The sequence below is a fragment of the Pseudoxanthomonas beigongshangi genome (assembly GCF_016820515.1).
Taxonomy (GTDB): Bacteria; Pseudomonadota; Gammaproteobacteria; order Xanthomonadales; family Xanthomonadaceae; genus Pseudoxanthomonas_A; species Pseudoxanthomonas_A beigongshangi.
In genome coordinates this window covers 221823-248788 of record NZ_JADHDV010000003.1, presented here as the reverse complement: position 1 = coordinate 248788, position 26966 = coordinate 221823, and the positions used below count along the sequence as shown (strand labels likewise).

General features: G+C 68.5%; 26 protein-coding genes and 1 pseudogene. 11 read left to right on the top strand and 16 right to left on the bottom strand.

Annotated elements, in window-relative coordinates; all coding sequences use genetic code 11:
- The 3 genes and pseudogenes from IQ458_RS03810 to IQ458_RS03800 all read right to left on the bottom strand — a co-directional run.
- Positions 1 to 153, bottom strand: a pseudogene (locus IQ458_RS03810) (thiol:disulfide interchange protein DsbA/DsbL); the annotation flags it as partial.
- 99 nt (positions 154 to 252) lie between these two features.
- On the bottom strand, positions 253 to 906 hold the full coding sequence (locus IQ458_RS03805; protein ID WP_203321956.1) for a thiol:disulfide interchange protein DsbA/DsbL: 654 nt from the start codon (positions 904 to 906) through the stop codon (positions 253 to 255).
- Between the two features lie 101 nt (positions 907 to 1007).
- Positions 1008 to 1799: a c-type cytochrome gene (locus IQ458_RS03800; RefSeq protein ID WP_183640501.1), complete on the bottom strand. Its 792-nt coding sequence runs from the start codon at positions 1797 to 1799 to the stop codon at positions 1008 to 1010.
- Positions 1800 to 1973: 174 nt separating this feature from the next.
- Here IQ458_RS03800 and yihA point away from each other — a divergent pair, with 174 nt between their 5' ends.
- Positions 1974 to 2576, top strand: a complete 603-nt coding sequence (yihA, locus tag IQ458_RS03795; protein WP_183640504.1) for a ribosome biogenesis GTP-binding protein YihA/YsxC — start codon at positions 1974 to 1976, stop codon at positions 2574 to 2576.
- Between the two features lie 34 nt (positions 2577 to 2610).
- Here yihA and IQ458_RS03790 read toward each other — a convergent pair whose 3' ends face one another.
- From IQ458_RS03790 to IQ458_RS03780, 3 genes are all read right to left on the bottom strand, one after another.
- Positions 2611 to 3603 carry an MBL fold metallo-hydrolase gene (locus IQ458_RS03790; RefSeq protein WP_203321955.1) on the bottom strand — a complete coding sequence of 331 codons (993 nt, stop codon included), beginning with the start codon at positions 3601 to 3603 and terminating at the stop codon, positions 2611 to 2613.
- A gap of 98 nt (positions 3604 to 3701) precedes the next feature.
- Positions 3702 to 4535, bottom strand: a complete 834-nt coding sequence (locus tag IQ458_RS03785; RefSeq protein WP_203321954.1) for a helix-turn-helix transcriptional regulator — start codon at positions 4533 to 4535, stop codon at positions 3702 to 3704.
- Between the two features lie 15 nt (positions 4536 to 4550).
- Positions 4551 to 5264, bottom strand: a complete 714-nt coding sequence (locus IQ458_RS03780) for a VIT1/CCC1 transporter family protein (RefSeq protein WP_183640513.1) — start codon at positions 5262 to 5264, stop codon at positions 4551 to 4553.
- Between the two features lie 79 nt (positions 5265 to 5343).
- Here IQ458_RS03780 and IQ458_RS03775 point away from each other — a divergent pair, with 79 nt between their 5' ends.
- A complete protein-coding gene (locus tag IQ458_RS03775) occupies positions 5344 to 6807 on the top strand; it encodes a glutamate--cysteine ligase (RefSeq protein ID WP_425504627.1) in 1464 nt (487 codons plus the stop codon).
- Between the two features lie 51 nt (positions 6808 to 6858).
- Here IQ458_RS03775 and IQ458_RS03770 read toward each other — a convergent pair whose 3' ends face one another.
- A complete protein-coding gene (locus IQ458_RS03770; protein WP_203321952.1) occupies positions 6859 to 8547 on the bottom strand; it encodes a serine hydrolase domain-containing protein in 1689 nt (562 codons plus the stop codon).
- A gap of 88 nt (positions 8548 to 8635) precedes the next feature.
- Complete coding sequence (locus tag IQ458_RS03765; protein WP_203321951.1) at positions 8636 to 9796, bottom strand: helix-turn-helix domain-containing protein; 1161 nt, start codon at positions 9794 to 9796, stop codon at positions 8636 to 8638.
- Between the two features lie 262 nt (positions 9797 to 10058).
- Here IQ458_RS03765 and IQ458_RS03760 point away from each other — a divergent pair, with 262 nt between their 5' ends.
- From IQ458_RS03760 to fghA, 3 genes are all read left to right on the top strand, one after another.
- Positions 10059 to 10334 (top strand): metal/formaldehyde-sensitive transcriptional repressor, encoded by a 276-nt coding sequence (locus IQ458_RS03760; RefSeq protein WP_203321950.1) that lies wholly within the window; start codon positions 10059 to 10061, stop codon positions 10332 to 10334.
- A gap of 80 nt (positions 10335 to 10414) precedes the next feature.
- Positions 10415 to 11524: an S-(hydroxymethyl)glutathione dehydrogenase/class III alcohol dehydrogenase gene (locus tag IQ458_RS03755; RefSeq protein WP_192199025.1), complete on the top strand. Its 1110-nt coding sequence runs from the start codon at positions 10415 to 10417 to the stop codon at positions 11522 to 11524.
- Positions 11525 to 11542: 18 nt separating this feature from the next.
- A complete protein-coding gene (fghA, locus tag IQ458_RS03750) occupies positions 11543 to 12373 on the top strand; it encodes an S-formylglutathione hydrolase (protein WP_183640529.1) in 831 nt (276 codons plus the stop codon).
- A 28-nt stretch (positions 12374 to 12401) separates the two neighbouring features.
- Here fghA and IQ458_RS03745 read toward each other — a convergent pair whose 3' ends face one another.
- Positions 12402 to 12746, bottom strand: coding sequence for a hypothetical protein (locus IQ458_RS03745; RefSeq protein WP_141454454.1), 345 nt, complete (start codon positions 12744 to 12746; stop codon positions 12402 to 12404).
- A gap of 75 nt (positions 12747 to 12821) precedes the next feature.
- Positions 12822 to 13769, bottom strand: a complete 948-nt coding sequence (locus IQ458_RS03740) for a DegV family protein (RefSeq protein ID WP_183640532.1) — start codon at positions 13767 to 13769, stop codon at positions 12822 to 12824.
- Positions 13770 to 14030: 261 nt separating this feature from the next.
- Between IQ458_RS03740 and IQ458_RS03735 the strand changes: the two genes are divergently transcribed.
- Positions 14031 to 15737: a sensor domain-containing diguanylate cyclase gene (locus tag IQ458_RS03735; RefSeq protein ID WP_203321949.1), complete on the top strand. Its 1707-nt coding sequence runs from the start codon at positions 14031 to 14033 to the stop codon at positions 15735 to 15737.
- 30 nt (positions 15738 to 15767) lie between these two features.
- Here IQ458_RS03735 and IQ458_RS03730 read toward each other — a convergent pair whose 3' ends face one another.
- The 3 genes from IQ458_RS03730 to IQ458_RS03720 all read right to left on the bottom strand — a co-directional run bounded on the left by IQ458_RS03730 (position 15768) and on the right by IQ458_RS03720 (position 18977).
- A complete protein-coding gene (locus IQ458_RS03730) occupies positions 15768 to 16160 on the bottom strand; it encodes a DUF1761 domain-containing protein (protein WP_183640537.1) in 393 nt (130 codons plus the stop codon).
- A gap of 130 nt (positions 16161 to 16290) precedes the next feature.
- A complete protein-coding gene (locus IQ458_RS03725; protein WP_192199029.1) occupies positions 16291 to 17559 on the bottom strand; it encodes an amidohydrolase family protein in 1269 nt (422 codons plus the stop codon).
- Positions 17556 to 18977, bottom strand: coding sequence for an amidohydrolase (locus IQ458_RS03720; protein WP_203321948.1), 1422 nt, complete (start codon positions 18975 to 18977; stop codon positions 17556 to 17558). Before IQ458_RS03720 ends, IQ458_RS03725 begins: the two co-directional genes overlap by 4 nt.
- A gap of 111 nt (positions 18978 to 19088) precedes the next feature.
- On the opposite strand from IQ458_RS03720, the gene IQ458_RS03715 reads away from it, so the two are divergent.
- The 3 genes from IQ458_RS03715 to IQ458_RS03705 all read left to right on the top strand — a co-directional run bounded on the left by IQ458_RS03715 (position 19089) and on the right by IQ458_RS03705 (position 21051).
- Entirely contained in the window at positions 19089 to 19865 is a 777-nt protein-coding gene (locus IQ458_RS03715; RefSeq protein ID WP_183640544.1) for an AMP nucleosidase, read from the top strand.
- On the top strand, positions 19862 to 20410 hold the full coding sequence (locus IQ458_RS03710; RefSeq protein ID WP_328805070.1) for a GNAT family N-acetyltransferase: 549 nt from the start codon (positions 19862 to 19864) through the stop codon (positions 20408 to 20410). The genes IQ458_RS03715 and IQ458_RS03710 overlap by 4 nt, the downstream gene beginning before the upstream one ends.
- Before the next feature lie 101 nt (positions 20411 to 20511).
- On the top strand, positions 20512 to 21051 hold the full coding sequence (locus IQ458_RS03705; protein ID WP_203321947.1) for a DUF924 family protein: 540 nt from the start codon (positions 20512 to 20514) through the stop codon (positions 21049 to 21051).
- A 358-nt stretch (positions 21052 to 21409) separates the two neighbouring features.
- Here IQ458_RS03705 and grxD read toward each other — a convergent pair whose 3' ends face one another.
- Positions 21410 to 22339: a Grx4 family monothiol glutaredoxin gene (gene grxD, locus IQ458_RS03700; RefSeq protein ID WP_183640549.1), complete on the bottom strand. Its 930-nt coding sequence runs from the start codon at positions 22337 to 22339 to the stop codon at positions 21410 to 21412.
- A gap of 54 nt (positions 22340 to 22393) precedes the next feature.
- Here grxD and IQ458_RS03695 point away from each other — a divergent pair, with 54 nt between their 5' ends.
- Complete coding sequence (locus IQ458_RS03695) at positions 22394 to 23185, top strand: polysaccharide deacetylase family protein (protein WP_183641383.1); 792 nt, start codon at positions 22394 to 22396, stop codon at positions 23183 to 23185.
- A gap of 94 nt (positions 23186 to 23279) precedes the next feature.
- Here the strand turns inward: IQ458_RS03695 and IQ458_RS03690 are convergent, their stop codons facing one another.
- Entirely contained in the window at positions 23280 to 23933 is a 654-nt protein-coding gene (locus IQ458_RS03690) for an SGNH/GDSL hydrolase family protein (protein ID WP_192199033.1), read from the bottom strand.
- 332 nt (positions 23934 to 24265) lie between these two features.
- Complete coding sequence (locus tag IQ458_RS03685) at positions 24266 to 25546, bottom strand: aminotransferase class I/II-fold pyridoxal phosphate-dependent enzyme (protein WP_183640554.1); 1281 nt, start codon at positions 25544 to 25546, stop codon at positions 24266 to 24268.
- A gap of 90 nt (positions 25547 to 25636) precedes the next feature.
- On the opposite strand from IQ458_RS03685, the gene rsgA reads away from it, so the two are divergent.
- Complete coding sequence (gene rsgA / locus IQ458_RS03680; RefSeq protein ID WP_203321946.1) at positions 25637 to 26764, top strand: ribosome small subunit-dependent GTPase A; 1128 nt, start codon at positions 25637 to 25639, stop codon at positions 26762 to 26764.
- Positions 26765 to 26966: the final 202 nt, after the last annotated feature.

The following is a 26966-nucleotide window of genomic DNA, read 5'->3' as shown; positions in this document are numbered from 1 at the left end:
GGCGTCGGTGCCCGGTGCCGGGGTTTCCGCGGCCGGCGTGGTGGCGGGGGCGGTCTCGGCGGCCGGCGTGGTCGCGCCGGGGGCGTTGGTCTGGCCACAGGCCGCCAGCAGCGGCAGCAGGGCGAGCGTCATCAGGAGCGGACGAAGTTTCATGGCACTGACTCCAGCATGGGAAAGGTTCGGGGGCGGGCGAGGCCCGCAAAGGGACCGCACATTCTGTGCCGCGGGCGAGACGGTGTCACCCGCATTACGTTACTTGCGGGCGCCGCGCTCGCGGGCGACCAGCCAATCGGTGATGCGCAGCACGTCGTCGTAGGTGCTGCCGCCGGTGACGCGGTACTTGCCGTTGACGATCAGCGTGGGCGTGCCGCGCACGCCGCTGGCCATGGCGAAGGCACGCGCCTTCTCCAGCCGCGCGTCCACTTCCGGGCCGCGCAGCAGCGCATTGAAGCGCGCGCGGTCCACGCCGTAGCCGGCATAGAACGTGACCAGTTCATCGGCCGAGGGATTGTTCATCGGCAGCGCGCCGGTTTCGTGCAGCGCCGCGAACACCGCCGCGTGGGTCTTGCCCAGCACGCCGCTCATTTCGGCGGCGTAGTAGGCGCGCGCATACGGCACCCAGGAGGAGGACAGCGCCGCCGGTACCTGCACCAGTTGCACGGCCGGGCCCTGCTTGCGCTTCCAGGCCTGCAGCTTGGGTTCGAAATGGGCGCAATGGATGCAGGCGTAGGAGAACACCTCCGCCACTTCGACCTTGCCCTTGACCGGCGCGAACGGCTTGCCGTCGGGAATGACCTCGTAGTCCACGCCTTCCTTCGGCGCCGGTGCGTCGGCGGCCAGCGCCAGCATCGGCAACAGCGAGAACAGCGCCGACAACACGAGGCGCAGGGTCAGGCGGGTCTTCATGGGGTTTCCTCCACGGGCGCTGGAAAAAGAAACGCCGGCCATGGTGGGGCCGGCGCAATGAACAGGAGCTGTGAATCAGGACCGCGACGAAGCGGCGAAGTTCACGACTTCTTGGCGGTCGTGGTCTTCGCGGCGGCCTCGTCGTCGGCGCGGTCGTGCAGGCCCTGCAGATAGCTGCCCAGTGCCTGGATTTCCTGCTCGGTCAGCGAGTGGACGACCTGCGCCATGGTGTTGAAATGGGTGGGATCCTTCTCGGTGGTCGTGCCCGCCTGGTACTCCTGCAGGCGGCGGACCACGTAGGCCTGCTGCTGGCCGCCGATGTGCGGATAGGCCGGGCCCGGATTGCCGGCGCCGGTGGGGCCGTGGCAGGCCATGCAGGCCGGAACGCCGCGGCTGGCGTCGCCGGTGCGGTAGAGCTTCTGGCCGATCTCGTAGAACTTCATGTCCTTGTAGACGCCGTCGGCGACGACCGAATCGTCGGCCAGGCCGGCACCGGCCTTCTGGGTGGCGAAGTAGGCGCCGACATCGCGCATGTCCTGCGCGCTGAGGGTCTGGGCGAACGGCACCATCACCGCGGCCAGGCCACCGGTGCGCTGGCCATCGGCGAACAGCGCCAGCTGGCGGGCGATGTAGCGCTCGCTCTGGCCGGCGATGCGCGGGTACTGCGGATCGGTCGGGTTGCCGTCGGCGCCATGGCAGGCGGCGCAGGCGGCGGCCTTGGTCTGGCCGGCCTTGGCGTCGCCCCAGGTGGTCTTGGTCAGATCAACATCCAGCGACGCGGTCTCCACCGGCGCATTGTCCGGCACCGGTACGACCGTGGTCTGTGCATAGGCAACCGCCCCAACGGCCGCAATGGCCAGTCCTGCAAGTCCCCAAACGCGAGCGTGGCGCATGTGCTAAAGCTCCGAAAACCTTCAAGAAGCGGCGCCCCATGGCGGCCGCGAAACCCCGGAATTATCCCTGCGGGGGGGCTCCGCGGTCAATTCGGATGCGCCGGAACGGCGGATCCGGGCCGCGATCGCCGTCCGGCGGCCCAGTCCGCGGCCCGCCCATGCCATCCTAGTGGCATGTCGAACCTGCTCAATTCCGCCCGCTACCTGCTCTCGGCGCACAATTTCCGCCAGCTCCCGCCCGATAGCGGCCGGGAAGTGGCTTTCGCCGGCCGTTCCAACGCCGGCAAGTCCAGCGCACTGAACGCGCTGACCCGCCACAACGCGCTGGCCCGGGTGTCCAAGACGCCGGGCCGGACCCAGCAACTGGTGTTTTTCGAGGTCCAGCCGGACCGCCATCTGGTGGATCTGCCGGGCTACGGCTACGCCAAGGTGCCGCAGGAACTTCAGGCGCACTGGCAAGCCTTCATCCAGGACTACTTCCAGCGCCGCGACGCGCTCAAGGGCCTGGTGGTGGTGATGGACATCCGCCATCCGCTCAAGGACTACGACCGGCAGATGCTGGGCTATGCGGTCCAGCGCGGGCTGCCGGCGCACGCGCTGCTGACCAAGGCCGACAAGCTCGGCCGTGGCCAGCAGTCGCAGACCCTGCAGGCGGTGAAGAAGGAGCTGTTCTCCGCCTTCGGCGACAGTGTCGGCGTGCAGGTGTTCTCCTCCGAGTCCAAGCAGGGCGTGGACGAGGCGCGCCAGGTGGTCATGGACTGGCTGGAACTGGCCTAGCGCGCGCCGGCCCGGCAACCACCGGGCCTTCCGATCACGGTTCGCCAGGCAGCGGCGAGAACTCCGCCGGCACCCAGGTGAAGGCGTCGTCGTCGCGACGGACATGCCCCAATCCCGGAAAGGGAAGGTGCGCGCCCGCCAGCCACCAGCCGGCGTCGGCGGTCCGGGCCATGAGCGCGCGGCGGCTGGCGATCGCCCGGCCGCGATCCAGATCCGCCTCGAAGGAAGCGTCCGGGCGCGCGAACTGCACCGCGTGGTAATGGACGATGTCGCCCCAGACCAGCAACTGCTGGCCCGCGCCGGCCTCGAACAGGAACGAGGTATGGCCCGGCGTGTGTCCGCGCGAATCCAGGCCGCTCACGCCGGCGGGCAGCCGTTCGCCTTGCGCGAACAGGTGCAGCCGGCCGGCGGCGCGATAGGGCGCCACCGCATCACGCGCCATCTTGAACAACGGGCGATACATCGCCGGTGTGTCGGTGCGGGTCTCGGTCGCCGGATCCAGCCAGTAGTCGGCGTCGGCGCGCGCCAGCCAGACGGTCGCGTTCGGGAACGCCTCGCGCCCCTGCGCATCGAGCAGTCCGCACAGGTGATCCGGATGCGCGTGGGTGATCAGCACCTGATCGACCTGTTCCGGCGAGTAACCGGCATGTCGCAGGTTTTCCAGTACATGCCCCAGGCCCGGGCCAAAGCAGCGCGCGGTGCCGGCGTCCACCAGGGTCAGCACGTTGCCGCGCTGGACCAGATAGGCGTTGACCGCGGTCTGCAGGCCGTGCGGAGATTCGGGAACGTGGCGGGAGGACAGCAGCGCCTGCTTGCCGGCCTCGTCGATCCCGGACAGCTCCGCGCGCGTCAGCGGCACCACGCCGTCGAACAGCGCGGTGACATGCAGGTCGCCGATGGCCTGGTGGTAGACGCCGGGCACCTGCCGGGCGGGCGCGGTCTGCGCGCCGGTGGGCAGGGCGAGCGTGGCCAAAAGGGCGAACGAGGCCAGCGGGAAAAGACGGGGATGCAAGCGGATGGAAGCCATGGGGGAAGAATCGAAGCGGCGTCGCCGCGGAGACTTCATCCTAGGTCGGCGCCCGCGAGCGCAACGCTCAATCCGTGGCGTCAAACGCTCAATGCGGTTCAGGCATTGCCGATGCGCGCGGGATCCAGGCCGTAGCGTTCGCTGAAGCGACGACTGAAGCTGGCGACCGAGCGGTAACCGACCCGTGCCGCGACCGTCTTCACCGGCCAGTCGGTGGTGTAGAGCAGATCCATCGCGCAGGCCAGGCGCGCGGCGGCGATGATCTCGCGCAGCCCGGTACCTTCGCCGGCCAGGCGCCGACGCAGGGTCGCGCCGCTCAGGCCGAGCGTGGTTTCGATGTGCTGCGACTGCCAATCGCGGGCGGGATCGGCGCGGATCAGATCGCGAATCCGCATCGCCAGGCGGGCGGGCGGGGGCACCAGCATGGTCGTGTGTCCGCGCCGGCACAGCGCCACGGTCAGCGCGGCCAGCGCCAGCCGCGCCTCGGTGTAGTGACCGGCCTGCAACGACGCCAGCCAATGCTGCAGCTCCGGTGCGAAATCGGCGCTGTCCAGGCGCGCGAGATCGTCGCCCCGGCCGGTGATCGGTTCGGACCACAGCAGGCGCGCGGCGGCGAGCACTTCCTCGCACAGCGGAATCGTGACCGTCAGGTAGAGGCCGCTGTCCGGGTCGGGAATGTTGACCACGTCCATCCGGCAGCGGCGCGCGATCAGGAACAGATCGCCGGGTGCGAATTCCAGCGCCTGCGCATGCGTGCGCACCTGCTTGCGACCGCGCAGCACGATCGCGATGCAGGGATGATCGATGTCCACCGCATGCGCGCCGTGCTCGTGGCGCGCGGTGATGCAGGCGTAGCCTTCCGCGCGCGTGCAGTCGACCAGCGCGCCGAGACGCACGAGCAGGGAGGGACCGGGGGCGACGACCGCATTCATCGGCAAGGCGATGGATTACACGGCGACATTGAACAATCGGCCCACCAGCGCCGCCGCCGCCATCGCCACCGCGCCCCAGAAGCCGACCCGCCACGCGCCGCGCAGCACCGGCGCGCCGCCGATGCGCGCGGCGAGGCCGCCGGATACCAGCAGGCCGACGAGGGTGACGGCGGTGGTCACCGCCGCGACCCGATCCGCTGGCGCCAGCACGGACGCGACGATCGGTACCGCCGCGCCCGCGGTGAAGGCGGCGGCCGAGGCCAGCGCCGCCTGCAACGGACGCGCGCGCAATTCCTCGGTGATGCCCAGTTCGTCGCGCGCATGCGCGGCCAGCGCGTCATGGGCGGTGAGCTGTTCGGCGACCTGGCGGGCGAGCGCGGGTTCGAGTCCGCGCTGCACGTAGATCTGGGTGAGTTCGGCGAGTTCGAGCCCGGGCTCGGCATGCAGTTCGCGTTTCTCGATGGCGAGATCCGCCGCTTCGGTGTCGGCTTGTGACTGCACGGACACATATTCGCCGGCCGCCATCGACATCGCGCCGGCGACCACGCCGGCGACGCCGGTCATCAGGATGGTTTCGGGCGCCGCGCCGCTGGCGGCCACGCCGACCACGATGCCGGCCACCGAGACGATGCCGTCGTTGGCTCCCAGGACCGCCGCGCGCAGCCAGCCGACCCGGTTGGTGCGGTGGAGTTCGGGATGGCGGCTGGTGGGAAGCGGGCGGCGAGGCATGGCGGCAGGGTAGCCTCCGCGCCACGCGGGGTCGAGCCGGGAGCGGCCAGCGCAGGCGCGGAACACTGCGATGTGGGCGATGGCGATGATGCCGGGACGGGCGGCACGCTATATTGCCGCCCTTGTGGCGCCTGCGCCGCAGCCCCACATCGTCGTTCCCTGCCGTGCGAGTCCGCCTTTGTCCAGCCCCAGCCACGTCGCCGATACGCTGATCACCGATCGCACGCAGCTCGTGCAGTACATCGCCGGTGGCGAGAAACCACGCGCAGACTGGCGCATCGGCACCGAGCACGAGAAGTTCGGTTTCCGCCTGGACGATCTGCGTCCGCCGGAATTCGACGGCGAGCGCGGCATCGAGGCGCTGCTGAAGGGCCTGACCCGGTTCGGCTGGGACGCGGTCGAGGAAAAGAGCCGGGTGATCGCGCTGACCCGCGACGGCGCCTCGGTCACCCTGGAACCGGCCGGCCAGTTGGAGCTTTCCGGCGCCGCGCTGGAAACCATCCACCAGACCTGCGTCGAAGTCGGCACCCACCTGAAGGAAGTCAAGGAAGTCGCCGATGAACTGCGGCTGGGTTTCCTCGGCATGGGCTTCCAGCCCAAGTGGCGGCGCGACGAAATGCCGTGGATGCCCAAGGGCCGCTACAAGATCATGAAGTCGTACATGCCCAAGGTCGGTTCGCTCGGCCTGGACATGATGACCCGCACCTGCACCGTGCAGGTCAACCTGGATTACGCCAGCGAAGCGGACATGGTGAAGAAGTTCCGCGTGTCGCTGGCGTTGCAGCCGATCGCCACCGCGCTGTTCGCCGATTCGCCGTTCACCGAGGGCAAGCCGAACGGTTACCAGAGCTATCGCTCGCACATCTGGACCGATACCGATCCGGATCGCACCGGCATGCTCGACTTCGTGTTCGAAGACGGTTTCGGCTACGAACGCTACGTCGACTATCTGCTCGACGTGCCGATGTATTTCAGTTACCGCGACGGCATCTACCACGACGCCAGCGGGCAGAGCTTCCGCGACTTCCTCAAGGGCGAGCTGCCGGTGCTGCCGGGCGCGCTGCCGACCCTGCGCGACTGGTCGGATCACATGACCACCGCGTTCCCGGAAGTGCGGCTGAAGAAGTTCCTGGAGATGCGCGGCGCCGACGGCGGCCCGTGGAATCGCCTGTGTGCGTTGCCGGCGTTCTGGGTGGGCCTGCTGTATGACGACACGGCGCTGGACGCGGCCTGGGATCTGGTGAAGGACTTCAGCCTGGCCGAGCGCCATGCCCTGCGCGACGGCGTGCCGCGCGACGCGCTGAAACTGCCGTTCCGCGGAGGCACGGTGCGCGACGTCGCCGCCGAGGCGCTGAAGATCGCGGTCGCCGGCCTGCGCCGCCGCGCGTGCGTGAACAGCAAGGGTGTGGACGAGAGTGGCTTCCTCGACGCGCTGATCGAAATCGTCGAATCCAACGAGACGCCGGCCGAGCGCAAGCTCAAGCTGTTCGCCGGCGAATGGAACGGCAGCGTCGATCCGGTGTTCCGCGAGTTCGCCTACTGAGGCACCGCCGCCGGATCGCGGGCCCGACCGGCGCCTGCGCGTTGGCAGGGCTCAGGGATCGGCGATCCGCTCGAAGACGATGTTCTCGGCGACCGGGCCCGACAGCAGGAAACCGGTTACGCGTCCGGCGCCGTCACGCTGGAACGCGATCTTCTGCAGGAACCACGCCGAGCTGCGGAACAGATCGCGCTGGTAGGGTTGCAGCGTGGCCGTTGGCCAGCGCGGGTGGTGGATGCGCAGTTGGTCGCCTTCGACCGTCAGCACGTAGTCCGTGTCCAGTTCGTCGCTGTGATAGCGACCGGCGAACTCGCCGGCGCGCGCGCTGGCGGGATCGAACGCCGCCAGCTTCACTCGAAGGGCGTCGATCCGGCCGTATTGGCCGATGACGAAATGCAGCCGGTCAGGCCGGCCTTTTCCCCCGGTGGGAAATTCCAGCACCTGATTGAATTTTTCACTCAACAGGAAGCGGTTGGCCGACAACGCGGGCAACGCCTCCGGATCGGGATCGTCGAGCGTGGCGACGAACAGGCGGCGACCGTCGCTGGTGACGCGGAAAAAGTAGCCCGGGAACAGTTCGTAGTCGCCGGCATACGCCGTGAGCTGGCGGCGGCCCGGCCCGCTTTTGTCCGTTGACGACACGCGGTAACCGTGGCGATGCGACAGGTAGGCTGCGGCGACGCCGTAGGCGATTTCCGAGGTGTCGACATCGTTGGCGTTGGCCACCACCGCCACGCTGAAGCGCTCGCCGGGCACGCGCAGCAGGAAAGCGCGGTAGCCCGCGTCGCGGCCGCCGTGGCTCCAGGTATCCAGGCCGTTCCAGGCATGGCGCTCCTGGCCGAGCGCGTAGAAGTTGACGGTGCCGTCCACCAGCACGCCCTGCTCCCGCATGCGCGCGAACAGCGCGGCGTTGCCGACGGCGTGGGTCTCGAAATTCAGCGCCCAGCGGCTGAGATCGGCGGCGGTGGTCAGCAGTCCGGTGGAGCCGGTGGTGGTGCTGTTCAGCACGTCGCGGACGTAGCCGTCCTTCGTCGATCGCCAGGACGGCACCCGATGCGGCACCCGATCGTCGATTTCGTCGCCGAAGCGCGTGTCGCGCATGCCCAGCGGCTGGAAGATGCGCTCGTCGCAGAACGCCCGCAGCGACTGGCCCGAGACCCGCCGCACCACTTCGCCCAGCAGCGCATAGCCGGTGTTGTTGTACTGGTACCGGCTGCCAGGCGCGAAGTTGCCGCCGCGCTGGCGCAGCACCATCCGCAGGACCTGCTCATCGGTGAGCAGATCCTCCTCGCGCCAGCCGGCCGCCGGCATCAGGGTGCCGAAGTCGCGCAGGCCGGCGGTGTGGTTGAGCAGTTGCCGCAGGGTCATCGGCGCCCAGTCGGCGGTTTCCGGCAGATGGCGCGAGAGCGGATCGTCGATGGACAGCTTGCCATCCTGTTCCAGCAGCAGGATCGCGAAGGCGGTGAACTGCTTGGAGACCGAGGCGACGTGGAAGACCGAATCCGGGGTGACCGGCGTGGCCTGCTCCAGATCGGCGGAGCCGACCTCGGCGTGCTGGACGATCCGGCCGTCCAGGGTGATCGAGACGGCCACGCCGGGCATGTCGGGACGGTCCCAGGGAGCCAGCAGGGCGCGCACCGCCGCCTCGGTCGCCGGGGCGGAGTGGGGGGGCGGGGCCGCCTGCGCCCGCGCGCCCGGAAACGCCGGCCAGGCCAGCAACAGCAGGAACAGGAAACGCCGCATCGGTGGCTCCTTCGCAGATGAGGCGCCGACGATGCCGGCCGGGGGCCGTCAGCATCGACCGACTTCGCGAAGTCGGACGACCGATGCGCTATGGGGTCGGTCGCAGCGGCGGCGACGCCGTCGCATCGGCTTCCCGGCGGTACGCAGTCGGCGTGGTGCCCTGATGGCGGGCGAATGCGGTGTTGAAGGACGACTTGGTGTTGAAGCCGGCGCGGTGCGCGATGTCCAGCACAGTCAGGTCACGCAGGGCCGGATCGCGCAGGAGCTCGGCGGCCTTGGCCACCCGATGCCGGTTGATGAAATCGAAGAAGTGCACGCCCAGTTGCTGGTTGAGCAGTTGCGACAGCTCGCGCTGGCCCCAGCCCAGGCGGCGGGCCAGCGAGCGGATGGTCAGGGAGGGATCCAGGAATGGTTCCTGCGCGGCCATGAAGGCTTCGAGCCGCGCCAGCGCCGCCGGGTCGGTGGACACGGCCGGCGCGGGTTCCGCGACCGCAGTCAGGGAAGCGGATTGCGGCGCGACCACGGCCACGGCCGGGTCCGGTGGCGCAGGCGCTGCATCGGCGGCGGATTCGGTGTCGGCCGGCACCCCCAGGAACAGGTGCTGGCGGGTCAGCGCGGTCAGGGTGAAGGCGCAGGTGATCACGGTGGCGAAGCTGGCGACCACCGGATCCAGCAGCCGGTACAGCGCGATGTCGCCGCTCCACCAGGCCAGGGTCTTCTGCAGCACGAAGAAATTCGCGAACGCGGACACTGCCAGCAGCGTCGCGAGCCAGCCGAAGGTCGCGCTGTCCGGGTTCGAGCAGGTGTCGCGATAGGCGCGGCGGTAGCGCAGCAGCACCCGCACCATCAGCGCCAGGTAGACGTAGTACTGCACGTGCAGGAGCAGGCTGCCGATGCGTGCGACCGAGACCGTTGCGGCCCTGCCATCGGACAGGGCGCCGGTCCACAGCAGCGCGAGCATCATCGTGCCCGCCAGCGCCAGGCCGGCCAACAGGAAGGGACGCACCCTGCTCCCGGGAAAGCACAGCGAGACGACGTAGGCGTAAAGCAGCGGATCCTGCAGGAACGCCAGTGGCGCGCGGTACATCATCAATTCGCGCAGCGACACAGGCAGCAGCGTCGAGGCCCAGCCGATCACGTCCAACCCGGTCAGCAGCAGGAAGCCACCGAGGAAACGGTTGGCGGACTTCAACGGCCCCGGCGTCACCCACAGGAACAGCGCCAGCAGCAGGCACAGGCCAGCGGTCATCACGCCGAGTGGGGGGAGTAGGGGTGACGCCATCTTCGCGGGCAGGAGGGCATTCGGAACCAACGCCACTATAGACAAGCATGGCGTGTCGGACCGCGCGAGGGGCGATCGTCATGGGAATGCTGCAAGCGGGTGCCGGTCTCCACCAATCGATCCCGATTCGTGCTCCTTTGATCTGCGGGAAGCCATGGAGCGGTCATCAAGCCCTTCAATCCGGGCAGTCGCTCAGATACCATACCCCAGTATTGGATAGGAGGCGGCCATGCCCCACACCGAGGTCGAGAAGAAGCGGGTACTGACCCGGGTGCGGCGCATCCGCGGCCAGGCCGAGGCGCTGGAACGCGCGCTGGAGGCCGGTACCGAGTGCGGTGCGGTGTTGCAGCAGATCGCGGCGATCCGTGGCGCGGTCAACGGGCTGATGTCGGAGGTGATGGAAGCCCACATCCGCGAGGAGTTCGGCCAGCCGGCCCAGTCCGACGCGCAGCGCCAGGCCCGGGTCCGTGAAATGGCCGGGCTGGTGCGCTCCTATCTGAAATGAACCCACCGGACGATGGCACGGATTCGTGTCCTCGTCCGCACCGTCGTGCCGTCATCCCAGGAATACGCAGGAGAATCCCCATGAAAAGCCGTGCCGCCGTCGCCTTCGCTCCCGGCAAGCCACTGGAAATCGTCGAGATCGACGTCGCCCCGCCGCGGAAGGGCGAGGTGCTGATCAAGATCACCCACACCGGCGTCTGCCACACCGATGCGTTCACCCTGTCCGGCGATGATCCGGAAGGGTTGTTCCCGGTGGTGCTCGGCCATGAAGGCGCCGGCATCGTGGTGGAAGTGGGCGAGGGAGTGACCAGCGTCAAGCCGGGCGACCACGTGATTCCGCTGTACACCGCCGAATGCGGCGAGTGCCTGTTCTGCAAGAGCGGCAAGACCAACCTGTGCGTATCGGTGCGCGCCACCCAGGGCAAGGGCGTGATGCCCGACGGCACCAGCCGCTTCAGCTACAACGGCGAACCGATCTACCACTACATGGGCTGCTCGACCTTCAGCGAGTACACCGTGGTGGCGGAGGTCTCGCTGGCGAAGATCAATCCGGAGGCCAACCCGGAACATGTCTGCCTGCTCGGCTGCGGCGTGACCACCGGGATCGGCGCGGTGCACAACACGGCCAAGGTGCAGCCCGGCGACTCGGTCGCGGTGTTCGGACTCGGCGGCATCGGCCTGGCCGTGATCCAGGGTGCCCGCCAGGCCAAGGCCGGGCGCATCATCGCGATCGACACCAACCCGTCCAAGTTCGAGCTGGCGCGTGAATTCGGCGCCACCGACTGCGTCAACCCGAAGGACTTCGACAAACCGATCCAGCAGGTGATCGTCGAGATGACCGGTTGGGGCGTCGATCACAGCTTCGAGTGCATCGGCAACGTCAACGTGATGCGGGCCGCGCTGGAATGCGCGCACCGCGGCTGGGGCCAGTCGGTGATCATCGGCGTGGCCGGCGCCGGCCAGGAAATCTCCACCCGTCCGTTCCAGTTGGTCACCGGCCGCAAGTGGATGGGCACCGCCTTCGGCGGCGTGAAGGGACGCAGCCAGTTGCCGGGCATGGTCGAGGACGCGATGAAGGGCGACATCGAACTGGCGCCGTTCGTCACCCACACCATGGCACTGGATGCCATCAACGAAGCGTTCGACCTGATGCACGAGGGCAAGTCGATTCGTTCGGTGGTCCATTACTGATTCCGGAAAGGCGAACACATGCAACGCATCGAACAACACGCCTGCTTCGGCGGCTCGCAGGAAGTCTGGGCCCACCGCTCGACGGTGCTGGACTGCGACATGCGGGTCGGCGTGTACCTGCCGCCGCAGGCGAAGACCCAGCGCCTGCCGGTGCTGTACTGGCTGTCCGGGCTGACCTGCACCGAGCAGAACTTCATCACCAAGGCCGGCGCGCAACGCTACGCCGCCGAACATGGCGTGATCCTGGTGGCGCCGGACACCAGCCCGCGCGGCGATGACGTCGCCGACGCGGAAGGCTATGACCTGGGCAAGGGCGCGGGTTTCTACCTCAATGCCACGCAGTCGCCGTGGTCATCCCACTACCGCATGTACGACTACGTCGTGGAAGAGCTGCCGGCGCTGATCGAGGCGCACTTTCCGGCGACCGGCGCGCGCGGGATCAGCGGGCACTCGATGGGCGGGCACGGCGCGCTGATCGTGGCGCTGAAGAACCCGGGCCGGTATCGCAGCGTGTCGGCGTTCTCGCCGATCGTCGCGCCGGCGCGCGCACCCTGGGGCGAGAAGGCGTTCACCGCCTATCTGGGCGAGGACCGCGAGGCCTGGAAAGGCTGGGATGCGAGCGAACTGGTCGGGCATGCCAGCGAACGCCTGCCGCTGCTGATCGATCAGGGCGAGGCGGACGAGTTCCTGGATGGCCAGCTGAAGCCGCAACTGCTGCGGGACGCCTGCGACCGGGCCGGGTATCCGCTGAGGCTGCGGATGCGGCCGGGATACGATCACAGCTACTACTTCATCGCCAGCTTCATCGGCGAGCACATCGCCCACCACGCGGCGGCATTGCGGGCCTGAGGCCCGCCGGAGTCGACAGCGGCCGCCGTCAGGCGGCCGAGACGTCGCGCAGTTCCCAGGCGCTGCCGGACAGCAGGCGCAGGCGGTGCTTCAGCACCTGGCCGGGAATGGAGGTGGTCGCCACCAGCACGATCCGCAGATCGTCCTGCTGGCCGGAAACGCGGGCGCCGGGATCGGTCAGTCCCAGTCCGGGATCGACGTCATCGGGGTCGTCCTGCTTCAGCCGCCAGCGCTGGAACAGGCCATCGCTCTGCAGCGCCGACTGCAATTGCGCCGCGAATTCGTCGGCGCCGTGAGCGGTGAAACTGAGTGCCGGATCGCCACCGCGGGCGCGGTCGGGGTCGGGCAGGCTGATGTAATAACGCACGGCCATACGAGCCTCTCGTCCTTGGGTGGCTAAGGTTAGCGATCCCGAGCGTTAGCTGTCCGTTATGACGGCGACGCAGGCTTAAGCCGGCTTGAACACGTGCGGTTCGGAGGCGAACCCCACCACCATCGCACCCTTGCCGACGTTGACCATGCCGGTCAGGCTCATGACGCTCTCGAACACCTCGACGTTGTGGTTGGCGCAGATGTCGCGCAGGCGCTGGTAGCCGGGCAGGGAACGCATCTCCGCCAGTTCACCGCCGTAGCCCAGGCACACGGTGGGTGTCATCAGGCCGTCCATCACCCGATGGCCGGTAAACCGGAACAGCTGCTCGACCGCGTTGTCGAATCCCTTGATCTTGGCGACCGGCTCGGTGTTGCCGGCATGCCCATGCAGCACCGGCTTGATGTCCAGCGCGCTGCCCAGCGCGGCGCTGAGCAGGCCGACGCTGCGATCGCCCTTGGTCCGCGCCCGCGCCCGCAGGTAATACAGATCGCGGGGAATCATGTAGCCGTGGGTGTGGTTGGCCAGTTCCTCCAGGCGCACCCGGATCTGTTGCACGCTGGCGCCGGCCGCGCGCATGCGCACCGCTTCCACCGCGGTGACGCCCTGCGCGGCGAACAGGTTCTGGGTATCGATAACCCGCAGCGCGAATGGAGAGTTGAAACCCGCCGCCTGCCGCACCGGCTTGTAATCGTTGAGGATGGCAAAGCTGGCCTGCATCGCGTTGTCGTGGATCGGGCTGCGCGTGCGGGTGATGGTCAGGCAGAACACGTGGTCGTAGTCCATCACCAGCTTGCCCAGGAACAGATCCCGGATCTGGGCGACGGAGAATGGCGTCGTCTCGGCCTCGTGCCCGCGCTCGGCCACGTGCGCATGGAGGAAGCTGAGCGTCGCTTCCTCGTCGCGGTGATCGGTCAGTACGGCGTCACCGATGCGCACGGTGATCGGCAGCAGGATGATGTTGTTGTCGCGCAGGAAATCCTGCGGTAAATCACAGGCGGAGTCGACGACGATTCCGATGCGCATCTTTGCCCCTCCCGGCAGGTATCGCATTGTCAGCCATCGCACGCTAGCGCAAGCGGTCCGCCGCGTCGCGTCCCGGAAGTGGGATTGTGCGAGCGGTCACTATATGGCGGGTGTCGTCACACTAGAAACGAGATTACAGACAGGTCTCATCAGAGACTCATGACTAAATATTAGTGTGACTATCATCACAAAATAACCGTCTTTCCCCTTGTGGCACGGGGGGCCCATGTCCACACTTCCGCCCGCAGGACAGGGAGCGGCATGAAACTGGGGTGGGTGTGGATTCTGCTGGGGACGGCGCTGACGCAGCCGGCGGTGGCGCAGGAAGGCGGCATCGCGCGCGTTGATCCCATCCTGCCCGTCGTCGCCACGCAACAGGCCGACCAGACCGCGGGCCTGTTTTCCGAACGCCGCTTCGAGCAAGCGCTGGCCGATGAAGCCAACCCGACCACGCCCGGCCCGCACGTGCTGGGCAACGGCGAGTGGCGGCTGCAACCGCAGGGCGGCATCGAATCGCCATTGCTGGTGGTGTACCACCCGTACAGCGCGCGGGTCACCGTCCTGACCGGGCCCGGTGTCGCGCCGGTCAGCCATCGCCTGTTCGACCCGGATCTGGATCCGCGCTATTCCCGCCATGCGCTGGTGTTTCCGCTGGCCGGCGACGCGCCGGTCTACGTGAAGGTGGAGGACGCGCGCTACCCGTTGCACGTCAAGGTGGAGTCGCGCGCCGAACACGCCGCGTCCGACCTCCAGCACACCCGCATGCTGATGATGGCGATGGGCGTGACGCTGGGCGTGTCGTTGACCGTGCTGCTGTTCTGGCTGGTGCTGCGCGAGCGGGTCTACCTGCTCTATGCCGGTGCCATGCTCGCGCAGATGCTGTATGTCCTGTGTTCCTACGGCGAAGCGTATGCCCTGCCGGGCCTGCGGGTGCTCTGGCATTTCGGCGCGCCGGGCATCTGGTACATCGCCACCCTGGCGACGATGCTGACCACCGCCCTGATGATCGAATACGCCGATCTGCGCAGGCACACGCCGCGATTGACGTCGTGGATGCGCTGGACCGGCATCCGCCTGCCGGTGCTGGCGTTGCTGTTCCTGCTGCTGCCCTGGCCGGCGCGGAAGGACTGGTTTCCCGATCTCGGCAATGGCCTGTTCCTGCTGACCCACGCCCTCAGCATCCTCAGCCTGGCGCTGGCCGGGCGCAACGGCAGCCGCCATGCCGCCTACTTCCTGGCCGCGTGGGTGCCGCTGATGGTCTTCGGCATCTGGCGCGCGGTGCGGATCAGCCTTGGCATGCCGGTACAGGATTGGCTGGATTACGGCTATCCCTTCGTCCTGGGCTACGCCTCGGTGGTGATGGCGCTGGGCCTGGCCGATCGCATGCTGACGTTCCGCCAGGAACGCGATACGGCCAAGGAGCACGCCGAGCGCGATGCGCTGACCGGCGTGCTCAACCGTGGCGGCATCGAATACCGGCTGGACTGGGCCATCCTGGAACGCCGCCGCGAACACATTCCGCTGTCGCTGCTGTTCATCGACCTGGATGTGTTCAAGCAGATCAACGATCGCCATGGACACGCCTTCGGCGATCACTGCCTGCGCGCGGTGACCCGGGTGATCAGCGAGGAGTTCCAGTACGGCGATCAGTTGGGGCGGCTGGGCGGCGAGGAATTCGTGCTGGTGCTGACCGGCGTGGATGGTCGCGCGGCCGCGACGCTCGCCGAGCGCGTGCGCGCCAAGATCGCGCGGCATTGCCGGGTGGTGGACGAAATCGAGGTTGGCCTGACCGTCAGTGTCGGGGTGACCGAATGCACCGCCGAGGACACCGTCGCCAGCCTGATCAAGCGCGCCGACGAAGCGATGTATCGCGCCAAGCGCGCCGGCGGCAACCAGGTGGTGGCCGGAGACGATCCCGCCGCCGGCGTCGCGGCGAGCTCGCGCTGGGCGGCCGACAACGAAGGCTGATCGCGCTCGCTGGCTCCGCGCCTCGGTTCCTTAGTGCCAGAGACCCAGGATCAACCCGTACAGGGTGAACTGCAGGGTGTGGTAGCCGCCGTCGATCAGCCACAGCTTCAGCGAGCGGCCGGCGAACAGGTAGTTGATGCCGAAGCTGGCGGCGACCCAGCCCACTCCGGTGACCGCGCCGGTGCAGACGGCGACGCCCAGCGCGGGGCGCGGACCCAGGAACCAGGCGAACACGGCCGCCGCGATCAGGCTCAGCACGAAGGCGCCACCGAAAATGCGTGCCGGATGGCCGTTGGAGGCGTCCGGATCCACGCCGGCCTCGCGGCACCACGCCTGCTTGAACAGCGGGCCGTACCAGAGGCCTCCCAGCAGGAAAGCCGACGCCGCGGCGGCCAGCACCGCCAGGAAATTGATGTGCTCCATTTGCCGCTCCCCGAGGCCGGATGACGCGCCAGTGTAGGCGCGTCATGGGTGTCTGGACAGGCGTGCCGGGGTGGGCGATGCCCGCGCCGCGCATGGCCCGGCCGGCTGGCGCCGGCTGGATTGTCTTTCCTCAGCGGCTGTAGGCGCGCGGCAGGGCGCCGCTGTCGCGCAGATAGCGATCCCGCAGTTCGGTCTGGCGCGAACGCATCGGCATGGCCTTGCCGCCCAGCCAGATCTGCTCGGCGGTATTGATCACGTCCAGCGGATCCCCGCTCCACAACACCAGATCGGCCAGCTTGCCCGGCGCGATGCTGCCCAGTCGATCGTCCACGCCCAGTGCCTGTGCCGGTACCCGGGTCAGTCCCGCCAGGCCCTGTTCCCACGGCAGTCCGTTGGCGACCGCGTTGCCGGCGTGCTGGCGGATCTTGCGCGCGTTGTGCGAGGCGTCGCCGGACTGGGTGAAGCCGACGCTGACGCCGGCCGCGTCCAGCCGCTTCGCGTTCTCCAGGGTCGCGCCGATCTGATCGAAGTCCGACGGCAGCGCGGCCAGTCCGTCGATGAACACCGGTACCCGCGCCTGCGCCAGTTCCGGCGCCAGCTTCCACGCTTCGGCGCCACCGCTGATCGCGATGCGGACGTTCTCTTTCTTCGACCAGCGCAGCAACTGGCGGATGTCGGCGGCGCGGTTGACGCCGATCACCAGCCGGCCGTTGCCGGCCAGGTATTTCGCCAGCGTGGCGCGGCCGGCCGGCGTGAGCAGGGCGTGCGGTGAATCGGCCGGAATGCGGCCACGGGCTTCGGCGACCAGCTGGTCCAGCAGCATCCACTGCGCCGCGCGCGAGTTGCCGCTCAGGCCGGACGCGCCGCCGCCGAGGCGGACGAACAGCGCACGCGGGCCGATCGGATCGGCGCTGCCATCCAGTCGCACGACGCCACCCTGGCCGGCGATGAAGGACGCGCCGGTGCCGGCGCCGAGCAGGGTGAAGCCCAATCCTTCCACGCGCGCCACCGGCACCAGCACCGAGGCCGGGTTGTAGGCGAGGGTGACGTCGAACTCCGGCCGCATCGGCTGCAGGTTGCCCAGCGAGACCGAACTGTCGTCGGTGGCCTGTTCGCCGGAGACCTCCTCCACGCCGATCTCGGTGATACCGGCGAACAATGCCGGCGTCAGCGGCTTGCCCGCCGCGTCGACCACGTCCACGCCCGCGGGCGCGGGCAGGCCGGTGCCGACGGACTGGATCACGCCGTTGCGGATCAGCACGTCGGCATGCTTGAGCGTGCCCTGCGCGGTGGCGGTGTGCACGGTGGCGTTGCGAATCAGGACGTCCTGCGCGAAAGCGGGCGTGGCCGCGACGGCGGCGGCCAGCAGGCACAGGCGACCCAGCAGGTGGCGGCTCATCGCGACACCTCCTGGCCGAGCAGGAAGTCCGAGACGGGTTGGCGGCTCCGGTCGTGGCGGTCGTACACGCGCGCGCCGTCGATGTAGACCTGTTCGGCCTGCGCGTACACGCTGAAGGGGTTCTGGTTCCAGATCACCACGTCGCCCATCTTGCCCGCCTCCAGGGTGCCGGTCTGCGCGGCCACGCCCAGCGCCTTGGCCGGATTGGCGGTGAGCCAGCGGATCGCGTGTTCGGGCGCGATCTCGCCCATGCCGGCGCGGCGCGCGCTGGCGATCACCTTGGCCGCCTCCTGGTTGAGGCGCTGGATGCCCTCGTCGGAATCCGAATGCACGATCGCGCAGCTGTTGGCGGGACGATCGACCAATGCGATGTTTTCCTGGATGCCGTCGAAGGCTTCCATCTTGAAGCCCCACCAGTCGGCCCACAGGGCGCCGCAGACGCCTTCGGCGGCCAGCCGGTCGGCCAGCTTGTAGGCTTCCACGCCGTGGTGGAACGCGGCGACCTTGAAGCCGAACTCCTTGGCCAGGTCGAGCATGGTGGCCATCTCGTCGGCGCGGTAGCAGTGGATGTGCACCAGGATGTCGCCGTGGATCGCGCCGGCCAGGGTGTCCAGCTTCAGATCGCGCTTGCCGCCGCTGTCGCCGCTGCTGTCCTGGCCGTCACCGGAGCCGCGCTGCCACCAGCGCTTCTTCTTCGGTTCCGACTCCTTCGGCGCGTTCTTTTTCAGGTATTCGGCCGCATCGATGAAGGCGGCGCGGTAGCCGGCCACGTTGCCCATCCGGGTCATCGGCGGCACGCCCTTGCCGCCGTACACGCGCTTGGGATTTTCGCCGCAGGCCATCTTCAGTCCCCACGGCGCGCCCGGGAACTTCATGCCCTGGTAGGTGGTGGCGGAAACGTTCTTCAGGGTCACGCCGCGCCCACCGACCAGGTTGGCCGAACCGGGCAGCACCTGCAGGGTGGTGACGCCGCCGGCCAGCGCGGTGTGGAAAGCGGGATCCTGCGGCCACACCGAATGCTCGGCCCAGACGTTGGCGGTGACCGAACCGGTCATCTCGTTGCCGTCCTGGTGCGCGCGCGCGCCGGGACTCGGGTAGACGCCCAGGTGCGAATGCACGTCGATGATGCCGGGGGTGACCCACTTGCCGCGCGCGTCCACGCGGGTGGCGCCTTCCGGCGCCTGCAGGCCGCGCCCCACCGCCGCGATGCGGCCTTCCTGCACCAGCACGTCGGCATCGTCCAGGCGTTCGCCGGTGCCGGTCAGCACGGTGGCGTGTTCGATCAGTACCGGCGCCGAACCGAGCGGGCGATAGGTGCTGGGATAGGGATCCTGGATGAAGCGCGAGGCCGGCGTCGCCGCCTGGGCCGTGGTGCAGAGCAAAGCCAGGCCGAACCCGGCCATCAAGGTCAGTCGCATGGTGTATTCCCCGGAAGGTGGCTGGACCCTAACCCGGCCCGTGCCGGCTTGCCAAGTGCGGGAGGCCGTGCGTGCGAGAATGGCCTGATAACAACGAGAACGAGGATGCCCATGAAGGACAAGAACGAAATCGTCGACAACTGGCTGCCGCGCTACACCGGGGTGCCGCTGGACCAGTTCGGCGAACACATCCTGCTGACCAACTTCGGCGGCTACCTCAACACCTTTTCGCAGCTGACCGGCGCGCCCATCGTCGGCCTGGACCGGCCGATGGCCAGCGCCACCGTCGACGGCATCACCATGATCAACTTCGGCATGGGCAGCCCGAACGCGGCGACGATGATGGATCTGCTCTCCGCGATCATGCCCAAGGCCGTGCTGTTCCTGGGCAAGTGCGGCGGCCTGAAGAAGAAGAACCAACTGGGTGATCTGGTGCTGCCAATCGCGGCCATCCGTGGCGAAGGCACCAGCAACGACTACCTGCCGCCGGAAGTCCCGGCGCTGCCCGCGTTCGCCCTGCAACGCGCGGTCTCGACGATGATTCGTGATCTGGGCCACGATTACTGGACCGGCACCGTCTACACCACCAACCGCCGCGTGTGGGAACACGACGACGCGTTCAAGGAACGCCTGCGGGTGATGCGCTGCATGGCGATCGACATGGAGACCGCGACGGTGTTCGCCGCCGGCTTCGCCAACCGAATTCCGTGCGGCGCGCTGCTGCTGGTCTCGGACCAGCCGATGATTCCGGAAGGGGTCAAGACCGAGGCCTCCGACGCCAAGGTCAGCTCGGCGTTCGTGCAGAACCACATCAACGTCGGCATCGAGGCGCTCAAGCTGATCCGCCGCAACGGCAAGTCGGTCCGGCACCTGAGGTTCGACGAGTGAGCCAGGCGACGGAACGGCCGGTGATCCGCGTCCGCCGCGCCGCCGCGGGCGACGAGCAGGCGTTGGCCGCGGTGGGCGCGGCCAGCTTCCTGGAAACCTTCGCCGGGGTGCTGGAGGGCGCGGACATCCTGCGCCATTGCCAGGATCAGCATGCGGCGGCGCTGTACGCGCGCTGGCTGGCGGATCCGGAACTCCGGATCTGGCTGGCCGAACTCGAGCCCGGTGCCGCGCCGGTGGGCTATCTGGTGCTGTCCCCGGCAAACCTGCCGGTGTCGGACCCGCAACCCGGCGATCGCGAGGTCAAGCGCATCTATCTGCTGCACCGCTTCCAGGGCCACGGCATCGGCGCGGCGTTGATGCGCGCGGCCATCGACGAGGCGACCGCGCTGGGCGCGCCGCGCCTGCTGCTGGGCGTGTACGCGCACAACCACGCGGCGATCGCGTTCTATCGCAAGGCCGGCTATGTGCCGGTCGGCGAGCGCCGGTTCCAGGTCGGCGGACGCGAATACGACGACCAGCTGCTGGCGCTCGCACTGCCGGGCTGAATCCCGCGGCACGTCCACGGAACGCTGCGTGCGGCGGCCGATGCGCCGTTGCGCCGCCGCAGCGGTTAGCCTTGCCGGCGGACACGAATGGAGATTCCGAGATGAGCGACGCACGCCGCGTGATCGAGTTCTGGCGCGATGCCGGCTACGAAAAATGGTTCGCCCGCGATGAAGCTTTCGACGATCGCTTCCACGACGAGTTCCGCGAACTGCACTTCCGCGCCGCGCGCCGCGAACTGGAAGGCTGGATGGACCAGGCCGAGGGTGCGCTGGCGCTGGTCCTGCTGCTGGATCAGTTTCCGCGCAATTGTTTTCGCGGCAGCGCGCACTCCTACGCGACCGACGGATTGGCGCGCCACTACGCGATGCGCGCGGTCGATGCCGGTTTCGATGGAAGCGTGGATCCGGCACTGAGGATCTTCTTCTACATGCCGTTCGAACATTCCGAGGCGCTGGCCGATCAGCAGCGCTCGCTGGATCTGTTCAACGCCACCGGCGATGCCAACTACATCCGCTACGCGCAGCTGCACTACGACATCATCGCCCGCTTCGGCCGTTTCCCGCACCGCAATCCGGCGCTGGGACGCGGCTCCACGAACGAGGAACTCGCCTATCTGGCCGAGGGTGGTTTCAGCGGGTAGGGTGGCCGGGTTCCATGGACGACGGCGGCTTTGCCCCCGGCCTGCCCCCATCCGCCCCCGTATCAAGTACGGGGCAAGCTCTTCGGGCACCTTCCCCGGCACGCGAGGGAAGGATGTCGCCCGTTTTTCTGGTTACCGGGGATAGCCAGAACATTCCCCTCCCACGCCTGCGGGGGAGGATGGGTGGGGGCCGCATCCGGAGCACGTCGTTCCGCCGTGCATGCGCAACGGCGAATGCCCCCACCTTCCCCGCATGCGGGGAGGGAGAACGCGGGAAGTCCGGACCGGCTCGAATCCCCACGCGCACGGCAAAAAAACGGCGCCTTCCGGCGCCGTTTCCTCTTTCGATGATGATTGCTCAGTACTTGTTGATCGTGCCGTCGACCTCATCGGCCCAGGCGTTGATGCCGCCGGTGACGTTGTAGACCCGGGTGAAGCCGCGGGCGCGGAACTCCTCGGCAGCCTGCTGACTGCGGCCGCCGCTGCGGCACAGGAATGCCAACGCGGTGTCCTTCGGCAGGTTTTCCAGATCCGCGCGGCCGTTGCCGTCGAAGGTCTTGAACGGCACCGCGACCGCGGCCATGGCGCGCTCGTCGGCCGGACGCACGTCCACCAGCAGTACCTCGCCGGCGCGGACCTTGGCATCGGCCTCCATCGGCGACAGCGCCTGCACCGGCTTGGGTGCATTCGGGTTGTCGATGGCCAGGCCCTTGCCGCGGATGTCGTCGACCCAGTCGATGGTGATGCCGTCGGCGCGGCGCGCGCTGCCCAGATCGAACTGCACGCGCACGCCGTTGGACTCGGCGGCGATGGCGTTGGCGTCGAACTGCGCCAGCTGGAAGTTGGGCTGGAACTGGGCGTTGATCGCCAGCGCCAGCGTGGCACCCGGGCCGGCGTCGGCGACCGCGTTCTTCAGCATCTCGGCGGCGGCCGGGGTGATGGTGATCGCCGGCGGCGTGCGGTCCGGCGCGTCCAGGCCGAGCAGGCCGGCCAGTTCGCCGGAATTGGTCATCTGCTCGATGATGTCGCTGCCGCCGACCAGCTCGCCGTCGATGTACAGCTGCGGGATGGTCGGCCAATCGCCATAGGCCTTGATGCCTTCGCGGATTTCCTGGTCGGCCAGCACGTTGACGTGCGCGTAGTCCACGCCCAGCGCGCCGAGCGCGCCGACCGCCTTGGCGGAGAAACCGCACTGCGGCATGTTGGGCTGGCCCTTCATGAACAGCACCACGCGGTTGGACTGCAGGAGGGATTCGATACGGGCGCGCAGGGCGGGGTCGAGGGACATGGACGGCTACCGGAAGGCGGAAAGGGAATTTTACGCCCCATGGCATCATGGGGCATGACCCGCGCAAGAACACTGCATCGCGTCCCGCGCCGGCCCGGCTTGATATTGGGCCTGTTGGCGTTGTCGCAAGTGGCGGTCGCGGCGGTGTGGTGGCGCTGGGGATGGCGGGTCGGCCTGCCGGCGATGCTGCTGACCCACCTGACCGTGGTCTGGGCGACCCTGTACCCCCGCGCGACCCTGCTGTGCCCGGCGCTGTCCCGCCTGCCGACGACGCGGCGCGAGGTCTGGCTGACCATCGACGACGGGCCGTCCGCGGACACCGCGCCGATGCTGGATCTGCTGGAACGCCATGGTGCCCGGGCCACGTTCTTCCTGGTTGGCGAGCGGGCGCTGGCGCAGCCGGAACAGGTGCGGGACATCCTCCGCCGCGGACACGGCATCGGCAACCACAGCGCCAGCCATCCGGACACCCGTTTCTGGCGGCTCGGTCCGGCCGCGATGGAGGACGAGATCGGCCGCAACCAGTCGCTGCTGACGGTGGTGTCCGGTCAGACGCCGCGCTGGTTCCGCTCGGTGGTGGGGATGACCAATCCCTTCGTCGGGATGTCGCTCAAGCGCCATCGATTGGCTCGCGTCGCCTGGAGCGCGCGCGGGTTCGACGGCGTGGATTGCGATCCTGATCAGGTGCTGGCGCGACTGACGCGCGACATCGCGCCCGGCGCGATCGTGCTGCTGCACGAAGGCGCCGCGCACGGGCACAACGTCGAGATTCTCGCGCGCCTGCTGGAATGGCTGGCGCGGGAAGGCTATGCCACCGTGGTGCCGTCGGAACACCCTCCCGTGTAGAGCCGAGCTTGCTCGGCTGAATCCCGCCGAAGGCCCTGCGTCCCGGGCACAGCCGAGCAAGGCAGCCGAGCAAGCTCGGCTCTACGCGAAGGGATCAGGCGTGGGCGAGCAGGCGATGCGCCACCGGCAGGGCCAGCCGGGTCCATTCGGCGTACATGGCCGCGGACGGATGCAGGCCGTCGTCGGCCAGCATCGCGGCTTCGGCGCCGCGCGCGCGGCTGGCCGCGGTGATATCGACGAAGGCCACGCCGCGTTGCGTGCAGGCCAGCCTTGCGGCCTCGTTGTAGGCATCCAGTTCGCTGGCGATGCGGGCGGTGTCGCGGCCTTCCTTCACCGCGAAGGGGGTCACGCCCCAATCGGGAATCGACAGCACCAGCACCCGTTCCGGCCGGTTGCCGGCGAAACCGATCGCGCGCCACAGCAGCGCCGCGAACTGCACGCGGTATTCCTCGACGTCACGACCGCGGTACTGGTTGTTGACCCCGATCAGCAGGCTCACGAAATCATGCGTGCCCAGCGGCTCCTGCGCGGTGATCGCCGCGTCCAGTTCGTCGGTGCTCCAGCCGGTGGTCGCGATGATGCGCGGGTCCGCCAGCGGAATGCTTTCGTTGCGCAGCGCCTGCGCGAGCTGCACCGGCCAGCGCCCGTTTTCGGGCACCGATTCACCGATGGTGTAGGAGTCGCCGAGCGCCAGGTAGCTCAATTCGGGCAGCAGGGCGGTGGTGTGTGGAGTGGCGGCGGTGGTCATGCGCGCATTCTGCGCCGGATGGCCGCCGGTTCAAAGGCCGTCTGACCAACCCGATGGCGTGGGGGCGGGGAAGGCGTCGCGACTGACGTCGCTCCCACAGGTTGCAGCTGGCGCATGGGGCCGCTGGCCCGCGAAGTGTTCGAGCAGGAAGCAGGGATGCCACCGATGCGCCATCCCTTTCCTTGTGGGAGCGACGTCAGTCGCGAAGGCGACCAAGCTGGACGCCTTTCGGAATTTCCGTGAAAAGCTCGCGACTCACGTCGCTCCCACAACTGAGGCAGGGGTTTCTGGTTTCACCGCCAGGGGAGGCGGGAAACCACGGGCGCCCCGGCTCAGGCCGCGGCGGGGCGCGAACGTCCCTTGATTGGCACCACCTTGGTGGCGGCCTCGGCGCGGCGATCCAGGGCGCGGCCGATGCGGACGAAGACTTCGCGCATGACCGCCGCCTCGGGCAGGAAGGTCACCCGGAAGTGGTTGCGGTAGGGCACGTTGAAGCTCGAACCGGGCACCACCAGCACGCCTTCGGTTTCCAGCAGGTCCAGGGCGAAGGCGTGATCGTCGAAGCCCTTGGCGGCGTCGCCGACCACCGCCGGGAACGCGTACAGCGCCGCGTCCGGACGCACCAGTTCCAGGTGCTCGCTGGCGTCGCAGGCCTCGATGATCGCGCGGCGGGTCTCGTACAGGCGTCCGCCCGGCGAACAGAGTTCGGTGATGGTGTCCGGGCCGTTGACCGCGGCTTCCACCGCGTACTGGCCGGGCACGTTGGCGCACAGGCGCAGCGCGCTCAGCAGGTCCATCGCCTGCAGGTACTCGCGCACCCGCTCGATGCTGCCGGACACCACCGCCCAGCCGACCCGCCAGCCGCAGGCGCGGTGGACCTTGCTCAGGCCGCTGAAGGTGATGCAGGGATGATCGCCGGCCAGCGGCGCGACCGGCTCGAACCGCGCGCCGTCGTACAGCACCTGGTCGTAGATTTCATCGACCATCAGCAGCAGCTTGTGCTTGGTCGCGATGGTGACGATCCGCTCCAGCAGTTCGCGCGGATAGATGGCGCCGGTCGGGTTGTTCGGGTTGATCAGCACGATCGCCTTGGTACGCGAGGAGATCAGCTGTTCGATTTCGCCGGGATCCGGCAGGAAGTCGTTTTCCGGCGTGCAGCGGTAATAGACCGGGCGGCCGTCGTTGAGGATGGTGGCGGCCGACCACAGCGGGTAGTCGGGCGACGGCACCAGCACTTCATCGCCGGGGTTGAGCAGCGCGCGCAGCGACACGTCGATCAGCTCGCTGACGCCGTTGCCCATGAACACGCGATCCGCGCTGGCATGCGGGGTGCCGCGCCGGGCATAGGCGGCGGCGACCGCTTCGCGCGCGGCCGGCAGGCCCTGCTGGTGGGTATAGGGGTCGGTGTGGTCGATATCACCCACGATCGACTTCTGCAGATGCGCCGGGGCACGGAAACCGAAGGCGCCGGGGTTGCCGATGTTCAGCTTGATCAGCTTGCGTCCCTGGGCCTCCAGCTCGCGAGCTCGCCGAGCCAGCTCGCCACGGATTTCGTAACGGACTTCGGAGAGGCGCTCGCGCACGGGCAGCTGGAAGGGGGACGGGGCAGACATGGCAATGGTTTTGGGGAGTTGGACGGCCAGCTTAACGGAAATTTATGCAGCCGCGCGCCGCCCGGTTTAACAGGCGTCTAGAATCCCGCCATGCCCGCAAATCCCGCACACGCCCCCCTCGACCTCGCCTCTCTGCGCGCCATCGGCTGGCCCTGGCCTGGCGAACCGGAGGACCCTGCCTGGGCGGCCCTGCTGGCGGCCCACCCGGCGGCGCGGCCTGCCAGGGTGACCGAGCAGCACCGCTCGGGGTATGTCGTGGCCGACGGCCCGGACACCGCCATCAAGGCCGAATCCCTGCCCGAATGGCAGCGCCGCCCCGGCTTCCGCAAGGACGGGTCTCCCGCCCACGAGCGTCCGGCGGTTGGCGACTGGGTGCTGCTGGAAGGCAAGCGCATCGTCGCCCTGCTTCCGCGGCACACCGGCATCAAGCGCGGCGCGGCCGGCGAGCACTACCAGCAGCAGGTCATCGCCGCCAACGTGGATGCCGTCTTCATCGTTTCGGGCCTGGACGCGGACTTCAATCCGCGCCGGATCGAGCGCTATCTGCTGCTGGTCGGCAGCGGCGGGGCGCAGCCGGTGGTGGTGCTGACCAAGGCCGACCGCCATGAACACGCGAGCGATGCCATCGAAGCGCTGGCCGACGTGACCGCGCAGGGCGTGCCGGTGTTCGCGCTCAACGCCAAGGATCCCGACGGCGTGGCGGTACTGGCGCCCTGGTTGCAGCCGGGTCATACGGTGGTGCTGGTCGGTTCCTCGGGCGCGGGCAAGTCCACCCTCACCAACACCCTGCTGGGCGACGACCGGATGAAGACCGGCGAGGTCCGCGAGAGCGATTCGCGTGGTCGCCATACCACCACCCATCGCGCGCTGATGCCACTGCCGTCCGGCGCCTGCCTGATTGACACCCCCGGCATGCGCGAACTCAAGCCGACCGGCGAAGAGGATCTGGTCGAAGGGGGCTTCGCCGACATCGAGGCATTGGCCGAACAATGCCGCTTCCGCGATTGTTCGCACCAGCGTGAACCCGGTTGCGCGGTACGCGCGGCGATCGAGCGCGGCGAGCTGGACGAGGAACGCTTCCTCAATTACCTGAAACTACGCGACGAAGTCGCCAGCGCGGCCGGCAAGCTGGCCACCCGGCTGGCGCAGAAGGCCGAAGCCCGCGTGCAGGTCAAGGCGCTCAACAAGCGCCTGGACGACAAGTACGGACGCCACTGATGCGCCGTCACCTCCCTTGTAGGAGCGACGTGAGTCGCGACGGCGACCCGGTTGGAAGCCTTCTGGATTTCGATCAAAAGCTCGCGACTCACGTCGCTCCTACAGGTTGCAGCCGATATGCCGGACAGCTTGACCGCGAAGCGCCCACGCAGGACGCCAGGATACGACCGACGCGCCATCTCCTCCCTTGTGGGAGCGATGT

Coding starts and splice junctions, on each gene's coding strand:
- grxD (WP_183640549.1), bottom strand. CDS start 22,339: ATGTCCCTCGACCCCGCCCTGCGCGCCCGTATCGAATCCCTCCTGCAG.
- IQ458_RS03720 (WP_203321948.1), bottom strand. CDS start 18,977: ATGCGACTGACCTTGATGGCCGGGTTCGGCCTGGCTTTGCTCTGCACC.
- rsgA (WP_203321946.1), top strand. CDS start 25,637: ATGCCCGCAAATCCCGCACACGCCCCCCTCGACCTCGCCTCTCTGCGC.
- IQ458_RS03755 (WP_192199025.1), top strand. CDS start 10,415: ATGAAAAGCCGTGCCGCCGTCGCCTTCGCTCCCGGCAAGCCACTGGAA.
- fghA (WP_183640529.1), top strand. CDS start 11,543: ATGCAACGCATCGAACAACACGCCTGCTTCGGCGGCTCGCAGGAAGTC.
- IQ458_RS03735 (WP_203321949.1), top strand. CDS start 14,031: ATGAAACTGGGGTGGGTGTGGATTCTGCTGGGGACGGCGCTGACGCAG.
- IQ458_RS03695 (WP_183641383.1), top strand. CDS start 22,394: ATGACCCGCGCAAGAACACTGCATCGCGTCCCGCGCCGGCCCGGCTTG.
- IQ458_RS03760 (WP_203321950.1), top strand. CDS start 10,059: ATGCCCCACACCGAGGTCGAGAAGAAGCGGGTACTGACCCGGGTGCGG.
- IQ458_RS03790 (WP_203321955.1), bottom strand. CDS start 3,603: ATGGCTTCCATCCGCTTGCATCCCCGTCTTTTCCCGCTGGCCTCGTTC.
- IQ458_RS03765 (WP_203321951.1), bottom strand. CDS start 9,796: ATGACCGCTGGCCTGTGCCTGCTGCTGGCGCTGTTCCTGTGGGTGACG.
- IQ458_RS03690 (WP_192199033.1), bottom strand. CDS start 23,933: ATGACCACCGCCGCCACTCCACACACCACCGCCCTGCTGCCCGAATTG.
- IQ458_RS03805 (WP_203321956.1), bottom strand. CDS start 906: ATGAAGACCCGCCTGACCCTGCGCCTCGTGTTGTCGGCGCTGTTCTCG.
- IQ458_RS03785 (WP_203321954.1), bottom strand. CDS start 4,535: ATGAATGCGGTCGTCGCCCCCGGTCCCTCCCTGCTCGTGCGTCTCGGC.
- IQ458_RS03775 (WP_425504627.1), top strand. CDS start 5,344: ATGGCGATGATGCCGGGACGGGCGGCACGCTATATTGCCGCCCTTGTG.
- IQ458_RS03730 (WP_183640537.1), bottom strand. CDS start 16,160: ATGGAGCACATCAATTTCCTGGCGGTGCTGGCCGCCGCGGCGTCGGCT.
- IQ458_RS03715 (WP_183640544.1), top strand. CDS start 19,089: ATGAAGGACAAGAACGAAATCGTCGACAACTGGCTGCCGCGCTACACC.
- IQ458_RS03745 (WP_141454454.1), bottom strand. CDS start 12,746: ATGGCCGTGCGTTATTACATCAGCCTGCCCGACCCCGACCGCGCCCGC.
- IQ458_RS03740 (WP_183640532.1), bottom strand. CDS start 13,769: ATGCGCATCGGAATCGTCGTCGACTCCGCCTGTGATTTACCGCAGGAT.
- IQ458_RS03685 (WP_183640554.1), bottom strand. CDS start 25,546: ATGTCTGCCCCGTCCCCCTTCCAGCTGCCCGTGCGCGAGCGCCTCTCC.
- IQ458_RS03800 (WP_183640501.1), bottom strand. CDS start 1,799: ATGCGCCACGCTCGCGTTTGGGGACTTGCAGGACTGGCCATTGCGGCC.
- IQ458_RS03705 (WP_203321947.1), top strand. CDS start 20,512: ATGAGCGACGCACGCCGCGTGATCGAGTTCTGGCGCGATGCCGGCTAC.
- IQ458_RS03725 (WP_192199029.1), bottom strand. CDS start 17,559: ATGAGCCGCCACCTGCTGGGTCGCCTGTGCCTGCTGGCCGCCGCCGTC.
- IQ458_RS03780 (WP_183640513.1), bottom strand. CDS start 5,264: ATGCCTCGCCGCCCGCTTCCCACCAGCCGCCATCCCGAACTCCACCGC.
- IQ458_RS03770 (WP_203321952.1), bottom strand. CDS start 8,547: ATGCGGCGTTTCCTGTTCCTGCTGTTGCTGGCCTGGCCGGCGTTTCCG.
- yihA (WP_183640504.1), top strand. CDS start 1,974: ATGTCGAACCTGCTCAATTCCGCCCGCTACCTGCTCTCGGCGCACAAT.